The sequence below is a fragment of the Mesorhizobium sp. M1A.F.Ca.IN.020.06.1.1 genome (genome assembly GCF_004023265.1).
In the GTDB taxonomy this organism is placed as follows: domain Bacteria; phylum Pseudomonadota; class Alphaproteobacteria; order Rhizobiales; family Rhizobiaceae; genus Mesorhizobium.
The window spans coordinates 1-6,269 of record NZ_RZSR01000276.1; the positions used below are offsets into that span (position 1 = coordinate 1).

Below are 6,269 nucleotides of genomic sequence, written 5' to 3' on the forward strand. Positions count from 1 at the left end.
GGGCGCCTCGCCGGTGCGGGCGAAAACAATGTATACGTCGGCAATGCCGCCATTGGAGATCCAGGTCTTCTCGCCCGAGAGCAAGTAGAAATCGCCGTCGCGGACAGCCGCCATTTCCATGTTGGCGACATCCGATCCCGAGCGCGGCTCCGACAGCGCAAAGGCTGTGATCGCCTGGCCCGCCCGCGTCTTTTCCAGCCAGCGCTGCTGCTCCGGCGTGCCGAACAGCGAGATCGCGCCGGTGCCAAGGCCCTGCATGGCGAAGGCGAAGTCGGCGAGCCCGTCATGGCGGGCGAGTGTCTCGCGCGTGATGCAGAGCGTGCGCACGTCGAGCGGCCCCGGCTTGTCGGGATCGAGCGCCGTCGGCTTCAGCCAGCCGTCGCGGCCGAGCATGGAGACGAGGTTGCGGCAGGCCGCGTCGACATCGTGGTGATCGACGGGCAGGTTCTTGGCACACCAGGCGTCGAGATTTTCGGCAAGTTCGCGATGGCGGTTTTCAAAGAAGGGCCAGTTGAGGAAGGAACGGTCAGGCATCGGTGCCTCCGCACTTCTGCGAGGTTTGCACTTTACGGCGCCCCCCTCTGTCCTGCCGGACATCTCCCCCACTTGGGGGGAGATTGGCAGTTTCGGCGCCCTGCTCAATCCTACGACGTCGGAGATTGGCGAAAGCGGAGGTGACGTGCAATCTCCCCCCTTGTGGGGGAGATGTCCGGCAGGACAGAGGGGGGCGCCGTAGAGCGTCAGCGTCGCTCCGATCCCACCTCTCCACTACTCCATTGCGCGCGAGCATGATCTTCTCCCGAAGACCGCCACCTCGCCTATTGGCCCGGCACCAGCGCCAGGGCGCGGATCGGGCTGCCGGTGCCGTGCTCGATCTTGAGCGGGGCGGCGATCAGGATCGCGCCTTTCGGCGGCAGCTGGTCGAGGTTGCAGAGGCTGGCCAGCCCATAGCGATTGGCTTTGTGCATCAGCGTGTGCGCCGGGAAAGGCGGCTCCATGCCGCCGGCCTTGCCGGCATCGGTGCCGATCGTCTCCGAGCCCCAGCCCTTGATGTCCTTGCTGATCAGGAACTGGATGGCTTCCGCTGTCGGTCCGGGTGTATGCGGGCCGGTCTCGTTGGCGTTGAGGAAGTCGGCTTCCGAACCGTTGCGCTTGTACCAGTCGGTGCGCATCACCACCCATTCGCCGGCATTGACGGTGCCATGCTTGGCCTCCCACGTCTTGATGTGGTCGACGGTGAGAAGGAAATCGTGATCGGCGGCGGCTTCCACTGAGCAGTCGATGACATTGACCGGACCGACGAAATTCTGCGCCGGGATGGTGTCAGTGGCGCCGTCCGGATAGTCCTTGCCGGTGATCCAGTGCTGCGGCGCGTCGAAATGCGTGCCCGAATGCTCGCCGAGCTTCAGCCAGTTCCAGGCCCACCACGGACCATTCTTGTCATACTTTGAAATGGGGTGGATCTCGACCTTCGGCGTGTCGACGGCGAGTTCCGGCGGCAGCTTGATTAGCGGCGTGTTGGGCCCGAGCGGCGCCGACAGGTCGACCACCTTGATGGCGCCCGAAAGCAGCTGGCCGGCGACCTCGCCGAGGAGTTTCTGCGTGTCCATTGTCTTCGTTCCCTCTTGTTCGTGCTCATCAAGGCTCGTTGCGGCCCTTAATATCCTACTAGACGAAAACATATGCATCTGCAATTATCTTTAAGCATAAAGCATTTTGGGGCAGGGCGTGAGCGAGTTCGACGCCATCTTTGTCGGGGCGGGCCACAACAGTCTGGCCTGCGCCGCGCATCTGTCGCTCAAAGGCTGGAAAACCGCAGTTTTCGAGCGCAACACAACTATCGGCGGCGCGGTCCGGACCGCGGAATACACGCTTCCCGGTTTCAGGCACGACTTCGGCGCGATGAACCTGAGCCTGTTCGCTGGCTCGGCCTTCCACCGGAAATATGCAAATGAATTGAAAAGCCACGGGCTGGAATTCGCGCCCGTCACCGATTGTTTCGCCAGCGCCTTCCCGGATGGGAATTGGTTCGGCGTCAGCAACGATCTCGAAAAGACCGCGGCGCGGCTCGCCGCCTTCTCCGCGGCCGATGCCGCTACATGGCGTCGGCTGGTCGGCGCCTTCCCGGGCGAGGCGGAGCACCTGTTCCGGCTGCTCGGATCGCCGATGAACCCGCGGGCGCTCGCCGGCACGGCCTGGAATCTTTGGCGCAAGAAAGGCATTGGCGGCGCGCTCGATACCGGCCGCTTCTTGCTGTCCTCACCCCGCGCGTGGCTCGAGGACAATTTCGAGACGCCGCATGTGCAAGCCACGCTCGCCGCCTGGGGCATGCATCTCGACTTCGCGCCCGACATCGCCGGCGGCGCCGTGTTCCCCTATCTGGAATCAATGGCCAACCAGAGTTTTGGCATGGTGCTCGGCAAGGGCGGCGCCGACACCATCATCCGCGCGCTTGTCGGCATGGTCAAAGCGGCCGGTGGCAAGATCATGGCCGGCGCGGAGGTGGCGGAGATCACCGTCGCCGGCGGCCGCGCGACCGGCGTGCGGCTCGCCTCCGGCGATTTCCATGTCGCCAGCAAGGCCGTCATTGCCGGCGTCGCGCCCAGGCGCTGACTGGCAAGCTGTTGCCGAACGGATCCGGCGATGCCGGCTTTGACGCGGCGATGAAAAAGTTCCGCCATGCGCCGGGCACGATGATGATCCATCTGGCACTGGACGATCTGCCGGACTGGAGCGCTGGCGCCGAGCTTCGCCACTTCGCCTATGTGCATCTGGCGCCTTCGCTCAATGCCATGTCGCGCACCTATCAGCAGGCGATTGCCGGCGTGCTGCCCGATCAGCCGGTGCTCGTCGTAGGACAGCCGACCGCCGTCGATCCCTCGCGGGCGCCAGAAGGCAAGCACGTGCTCTGGGTCCAGGTGCGCATGCTGCCGGCGGAAATCCTTGGCGATGCCGCCGGCAAGATCGCGCCCGGTTCCTGGGACGCGGTCAAGGACGCCTATGCCGAGCGCGTGCTCGACATCATCGAGAGCTATGCGGCTGGTTTGCGCCAGAAGATCCTCGGCCGCGCGATTTTCTCGCCGCTCGACCTCGAGCGCGAGAATCCGAACCTCGTCGGCGGCGACCAGATTTGCGGCAGCCACCATTTGGCGCAGAACTTTCTCTTCCGTCCGGCGCGCGGCTTCGCGCGCTGGAACACGCCGGTGTCAAACCTCTACCTCACCGGCGCCGCGACATGGCCCGGCGCCGGCACCGGTGCCGGATCCGGCTTCATGCTGGCGCAACAACTGGGAGGGCACTAGCAGCAGAATTCCAGGATGGACAAGGCGCGGTTGCCCACCAGACCTTGCGAATGAACAACGCCGCGCGACAATGAAAGTCAAAAACCGACAACCAACAAGGGGAACGACCATGACCATCAACAGACGCGATTTGCTTGGGTTTGGCGCAGCAGCGCTTGGCGCGGCGACACTCGGACTGCCGAAGGCAGCCAAGGCGGCGGACGAGCTCACCATCGCCTACAACGTGAACCTGCCATCCTGGGACCCGACGACCGGGCCTTCGGCGGTGAACCCGACCATCCAAGGCCTCTACCAGTCGGTGTTCGACCAGTTCATCCCGCAGAAGCCGGACCTTTCCTTCACACCCGGCCTGCTCACCGAATGGGGTTGGAACGACGATCGCAGCAAGGTGACGATGACGGTCCGCGACGGCGTGAAATGGCATGACGGCTCGCCCTTCACCGCCGAGGACGTTGTCTGGTCGCTGCAGCGGGCGGGCGACGAGAAGACCGGCAATCCGATCCAGTTCGTCTGGAAGAACGTCAACAACTTCAAGATCGACGGCAACAAGATCACCGCCGACGTCGTGCAGTTCGATCCGGTCTATTTCAAATGGATGTCTTTCCTGACCGGCTACATCATGCCGAAGGCCTATTACGAGAAGGTAGGCGCGGAAGGCTTCGAGAAGGCGCCGATCGGCACCGGGCCCTATATGGTCGACAAATTCGAGCGCAACGCCTTCCTGCGGCTGAAGGCCAATCCGAATTACTGGGGTGCCAAGCCAGCCTTCGAGAACGTGACGATCAAGTTCGTCACCGACGCGGCAAGCCGCGTCGCCGAGGTCGAGTCCGGCTCCTCGCAGGTGACGCTCGAAATCCCCTATGAAGAATATGACCGGCTGATCGCCAAGGACGGACTCGCCGGCTCGATCAAGAATGTCTCCGACATCGGCATGATCTTCTTCAACGACATCGAGGCGATGCTCGACAAGAACGTCCGCCAGGCGGCTGTGATGGCGGTGGACAAGGAGCTCTTGGTCAAGCGGCTGCTGCGCGGCTACGGCCAGCCGATCGCCACGCTGGAGACGCCGGAATACACGGCCTTCGACGCGTCGATCAAAGTCGAGCACAATCCGGAAAAGGCCAAGGAACTGCTCGCCGCTTCAGGGTATTCGCCCAAGAAGCCGGTCAAGTTCACCATCCAAACGACCAAGGGCTTCAAGCCCAAGGATTATGAGATGATCCAGGCGATCGTCGGCATGTGGCGCAAGGTCGGCATCGAGGCCAATATCGAGGTCTACGAGATCGCCAAGCATTACGAGCTGCGGGCCGCCGACAAGCTGGCGCCGGCCGCCTTCTACAACTGGGGGAATGCGATCGGCGATCCGACCACCTCGACCGGCTTTGCCATGTATGGACCTAGCCCGCATTCGGTGTGGGACAGCCAGGACCTGATCGACATGATCAATCCGCTGTGGGGCGAGAAGGACGAGGCCAAGCGCATCGCCGGCTGGAAGGCCGTCGACAAATACATCGCCGAGCAGGCCTATGTGCTGCCGCTGATGCAGTATGCTCAGCCGATCGTGCACTCGAAGAAGGTCAATGTCGTGCAGCATGTATCGGGCGCGCTGCTGCCGGCGCTGATGACCCCGGCCTGATGACATCTGGGAAGCTGCGCTGGCGCAGCGCACCTTCTCCAACGACGCAAGGCCCCCCTCATCCGGCCGGGTGAGGGGCCGAATGCATTAGGCTCAGCGAGCATGCTGCTGCAGAGATTTCTTGTTCGTCTGATGACGATGCTGGTCACGCTGTTCGGCGTCGCCGTCGTCGTCTTCGTCGTCATCCGCGTGGCGCCCGGCGACCCGATTGCCATGATGCTGCCGCCCGGCGCCAGCAATGACGACATAGCGCGTCTGCGCTCGCTCTATGGGCTGGACAAGAGCATTGTGCAGCAGTTCTTCATCTGGCTCGCCGGCGTGCTGCATGGCGATTTCGGCACTTCGATCTCGCTGCGCCAGGATGTGCTCGGCCTCGTCTTCAACCGGCTGCCGGCGACGTTGGAATTGGCAACCATCGCGCTGCTGATGGCGGTGGCGATCGGCGTCTCCGCTGCGATCCTCGGTGCGCGTTCGCGCGGCACGGCGGTCGAGGCCGGCATCGACATCGCCAGCGGCGCGACGCTCTCCATCCCCGATTTCCTGTGGGGCCTGGTGCTGATCCTGCTGTTCGGCGTGCTCATCCCGGTGTTCGACATTTCGGGGCGAGTGTCGCCGCAGCTCGATTTGCCCTTCGTCACCCAGTTCTATCTGGCCGAGAGCCTACTTCGGCTCCGCTTCGATCTCACCTGGGATCTGCTCAAGCACATGCTGATGCCGGCGATCGCGCTGGCGCTGCCGCTGGCGGCGATCATCGCGCAACTCCTGAAACAGTCGCTGAAGGAAGTGCTCGACCTCGACTATGTCGTGCTCGCGCGGGTCAAAGGCTTTTCCGAAACGCAGGTTATCCTGCGCGAGGCGTTGAAGAACGCGGCGCTGCCAACGCTGACGCTGGTGGGCGTGCAGTTCACCTTCCTGATCGGCGGCACGGTCATCGTCGAGCGGCTGTTCTCCTATGAGGGTCTCGGCAATATGGCGATCGATGCCGTCATCAACCGCGACCTGCCGCTGATCCAGGGCATCGTTCTGGTCTTCGCGCTGCTCTTCGTGCTGATCAACCTTGCCGTCGACATGATGTATGCGCTGCTCAATCCGAGGCTGCGTCATGGATGAGGCGCGCATTTCGCGACGGCGCTTCAGCCCGCGGCTATGGCTGGCCGGCGGCTGGCTTCTGCTGGCGCTGCTTGCGGCCATCTTGGCGCCGCTGATCGTACCGCAAGATCCGCTGGCGCAGGACCTGATGCTCGAGCGTCTGCCGCCCTTCTGGCTCGATGGCGCGGATCCCGGCTATTGGCTGGGCACCGACAGCCTCGGCAGGGATCTCCTGTCACGGC

The 6,269-nt window shown here is 63.6% G+C and carries 4 protein-coding genes and 2 pseudogenes; 4 read left to right on the plus strand and 2 right to left on the minus strand.

Going from position 1 to position 6,269, the window contains the following annotated elements; genetic code table 11:
* Window positions 1-534: acyl-CoA dehydrogenase family protein (locus tag EOA60_RS14400; RefSeq protein ID WP_206628136.1), on the minus strand; the 534-nt coding region annotated here is incomplete at its 3' end.
* 284 nt (window positions 535-818) lie between these two features.
* The gene (locus EOA60_RS14410) at window positions 819-1,610 is read right to left on the minus strand and encodes a cyclase family protein (protein WP_095824263.1); all 792 of its coding nucleotides are present in this window, start codon (window positions 1,608-1,610) and stop codon (window positions 819-821) included.
* 118 nt (window positions 1,611-1,728) lie between these two features.
* On the opposite strand from EOA60_RS14410, the pseudogene EOA60_RS14415 reads away from it, so the two are divergent.
* The 4 genes and pseudogenes from EOA60_RS14415 to EOA60_RS14430 all read left to right on the plus strand — a co-directional run.
* Window positions 1,729-3,302, plus strand: a pseudogene (locus tag EOA60_RS14415) (NAD(P)/FAD-dependent oxidoreductase).
* A gap of 109 nt (window positions 3,303-3,411) precedes the next feature.
* Window positions 3,412-4,938: an ABC transporter substrate-binding protein gene (locus EOA60_RS14420; RefSeq protein WP_067324433.1), complete on the plus strand. Its 1,527-nt coding sequence runs from the start codon at window positions 3,412-3,414 to the stop codon at window positions 4,936-4,938.
* 102 nt (window positions 4,939-5,040) lie between these two features.
* Window positions 5,041-6,048 (plus strand): ABC transporter permease, encoded by a 1,008-nt coding sequence (locus tag EOA60_RS14425; RefSeq protein WP_095824264.1) that lies wholly within the window; start codon window positions 5,041-5,043, stop codon window positions 6,046-6,048.
* Window positions 6,041-6,269: pseudogene (locus tag EOA60_RS14430) on the plus strand (ABC transporter permease); the annotation flags it as partial. The gene EOA60_RS14425 and the pseudogene EOA60_RS14430, both read left to right, overlap by 8 nt.